Raw genomic sequence first — 2953 nt, 5'->3', positions numbered from 1 at the left:
CGCGCTGTTCAAGGCCCGGCCCAGCCCGTTCTACATCCTCGACGAGGTCGAGGCGGCGCTCGACGACGCCAACCTCGGCCGCCTGCTCGAGCTCTACGAGGAGCTGCGCGCCAACTCGCAGCTCGTCATCATCACGCACCAGAAGCGCACGATGGAGGTCGCCGACGCGCTTTACGGCGTCTCGATGCGCGGCGACGGCGTGTCGGCGGTCATCAGCCAGCGCCTGCGCGAGGAAGAAAACGCCTCGTGACCGAGCGCCAGCTGGGGGCACCCCCACGAGCTCTGCGAGTAGGGGGCGGGAACCGAAGGTACGTCGCGCCGGCTTTCGAATATCGTTTGCTCTTGTCTCGGAAGCCGGTGTGAGCGAGGCCCGGGTGCGTACGGACTTTCCGGTCCTGCGGACGATCACGACGCGGTGGGCGGACGAGGACGTCTACGGCCACGTCAACAACGTCGTCTACTACTCGTTCTTCGACACCGCGGTCAACGGCTTCCTGATCGACGCGACCGGCACCGACATCCGCCGGCTCGACGCCGTGGGCCTCGTCGCCGAGACGCAGTGCGAGTTCCTGCGCGAGCTCGGCTTCCCGGGCGACGTGCAGGCCGGGCTCGCCGTCACGAAGCTCGGCACGTCGAGCATCGTCTACCGCATCGGCCTGTTCCAGGGAGACAGCGACGAGCCGGCCGCGATCGGCCGCTTCGTCCACGTCTATGTCGACAGCGCCACACGCGCCGTCACGCCGATCCCCGAGGCGATACGCACCGCGGTCGCACCGCTCGTCACGTCGTGACGGTGAACGGAGCGTAAGGTCCGACCATGAGTGAGCGCGCCACGTACGTCCTGGTCGACGGCGAGAACATCGATGCCACGCTGGGCCAGTCGATCCTGGGCCGCCGCCCCAACCCGCACGAACGCCCGCGGTGGGACCGGCTGCTGCAGTTCGCCGAGGACGCGTGGGGCCAGCCGGCGACGGGGTTGTTCTTCCTGGCCGCCAACGGCGAGCTCCCGATGCCGTTCGTGCAGGCCCTCACCGCGATCGGCTTCCGCCCCGTGCCGCTGTCGGGCGCTTCGGATGACAAGGTCGTCGACATCGCGATCCAGCGGACCCTGGTCGAGCTTTCCCGTCGCGATGCCGACGTCATGCTGGCCAGCAACGACGGCGACTTCATCCAGCAGCTGGAGCCGCTGGTGGGACCGGGACGTCGCACCGCACTGCTCGCGTTCCGTGAGTTCCGCAATGCCGGCTTCGTCCCGCTGTTCGAGCGCGGGTTGGAGTTCCACGACCTCGAGTACGACGTCAAGGCGTTCAACGACCGGTTGCCGCGCATCCGCATCATCCCCATCGACGAATTCGACCCGAACGACTTCCTCTGACCGGTGCGGGTCAGGTGCCGTGGCGTGACGCGCCCGCCTCGGGGGAATCTGCGCGGGCCGGACCGTCTGCATAGGATCAGGACGTGTCCCTGACTGTTCTGCTCCTGATCATCCTTGCCGTCATCGTCCTGCTGGGCGTCGGCATCGGCCTCGTCATCGGCCGCGGCCGCAAGGAGCTGCCGCCGCCGTCCGAGCTCGACCGGGTCACCGAGGAGGTCATCGAGCATCCGGAGCACCCGGAGCCGCACCTGGAGGACGAGGAGCCGGCCACCGCCGTCGAGACGATCGAGCGGCCCGAGGCACCGCAGGGACGGCTCGTACGCCTGCGCGCCCGGCTCGCCAGGTCGCAGGGCTCGCTCGGCAAGGGCCTGCTCGCGGTGCTCAGCCGCTCCACCCTCGATGACGACGCCTGGGAGGAGCTCGAGGACACGCTGCTGGCCGCCGACGTCGGGGTCACCGCGACCGACGAGCTGGTCGCCAACCTCAAGACCCGGGTCCGGGTCGAGGGCATCGACGATCCCGCTGCCGCGAAGGCGGCGCTCCGTCAGGAGCTCGTGGGCCTGATCAACCCGTCGTTCGACCGTACGCTCCACTCGACCGGTGCCGACGGCAAGCCCGGCGTCGTGCTCCTCGTCGGCGTCAACGGCACCGGCAAGACCACGACCGTCGGCCGGCTCGCCCGCGTGCTGGTCGCCGAGGACAGGACTGTCGTGCTCGGCGCGGCCGACACGTTCCGTGCCGCCGCGGCCGATCAGCTGCAGACCTGGGGCGAGCGCGTCGGCGTGCCGACCGTACGCGGCCCCGAGGGCGGCGACCCGGCGAGCGTCGGGTTCGAGGCGGTCCAGCGGGGCATCGCCGACGGCACGGACGTGGTGCTGGTCGACACCGCCGGCCGGCTGCACACCAAGGCCGGGCTCATGGACGAGCTCGGCAAGGTCAAGCGCGTCATCGAGAAGCAGGCCCCGGTCACCGAGGTCCTGCTCGTCATCGACGCCACGACCGGCCAGAACGGGCTGACCCAGGCCCGGGTGTTCGGTGAGGTCGTCGACGTCACGGGCATCGTGCTGACCAAGCTCGACGGCACCGCCAAGGGCGGCATCGTGATCGCGGTGCAGCGCGAGCTGGGAGTGCCGGTCAAGTTCGTCGGGCTCGGCGAGGGCCCCGACGATCTGGCACCGTTCGACGCCGAGGAGTTCGTCGACGCACTGCTCGCCTGACTGTCGGCCGCTCACGCGTGGCGTAACACGGTGTTTACACAGCAGGCCCATTCGTGATGTGGATGCAACATTGGTGGGCGCGTATCGAAATCCCCTGACACCAGTCTGTGTCGCAACAGGTCGTACCTCGTCCTGCTGCAACGCACACTTCTTTCGGAGGTTTCATGGATACCGGCGATACCGCGTGGATTCTGGCCAGCTCGGCCTTGGTCCTGCTCATGACGCCAGGACTGGCGTTCTTCTATGGCGGCATGGTCCGCTCCAAGACCGTGCTCAACATGATGATGATGAGCTTCATCGCCCTGGCGATCGTGCCGGTGCTGTGGGTCCTCTTCGGCTACTCCCTGGCATTCAGCCCTGA

4 protein-coding genes and 1 pseudogene are annotated in these 2953 nt (G+C 68.6%); all 5 read left to right on the top strand.

What is annotated here, in order from left to right:
* The coding region (locus tag V6M46_RS11875; RefSeq protein WP_332665224.1) for a hypothetical protein at positions 1–250 on the top strand (250 nt) is incomplete at its 5' end.
* A 109-nt stretch (positions 251–359) separates the two neighbouring features.
* Positions 360–791, top strand: coding sequence for an acyl-CoA thioesterase (locus tag V6M46_RS11870; protein WP_332665222.1), 432 nt, complete (start codon positions 360–362; stop codon positions 789–791).
* A 26-nt stretch (positions 792–817) separates the two neighbouring features.
* Positions 818–1375: an NYN domain-containing protein gene (locus V6M46_RS11865; protein ID WP_332665219.1), complete on the top strand. Its 558-nt coding sequence runs from the start codon at positions 818–820 to the stop codon at positions 1373–1375.
* A gap of 83 nt (positions 1376–1458) precedes the next feature.
* The gene (gene ftsY, locus V6M46_RS11860) at positions 1459–2592 is read left to right on the top strand and encodes a signal recognition particle-docking protein FtsY (RefSeq protein WP_332665217.1); all 1134 of its coding nucleotides are present in this window, start codon (positions 1459–1461) and stop codon (positions 2590–2592) included.
* A gap of 164 nt (positions 2593–2756) precedes the next feature.
* Positions 2757–2953: pseudogene (locus V6M46_RS11855) on the top strand (ammonium transporter); the annotation flags it as partial.

Source organism: Aeromicrobium sp., assembly GCF_036676885.1.
Taxonomy (GTDB): domain Bacteria; phylum Actinomycetota; class Actinomycetes; order Propionibacteriales; family Nocardioidaceae; genus Aeromicrobium.
The sequence above is the reverse complement of the archived record's forward strand: the minus strand, read 5'-3'. Positions and strand labels throughout refer to the sequence as shown.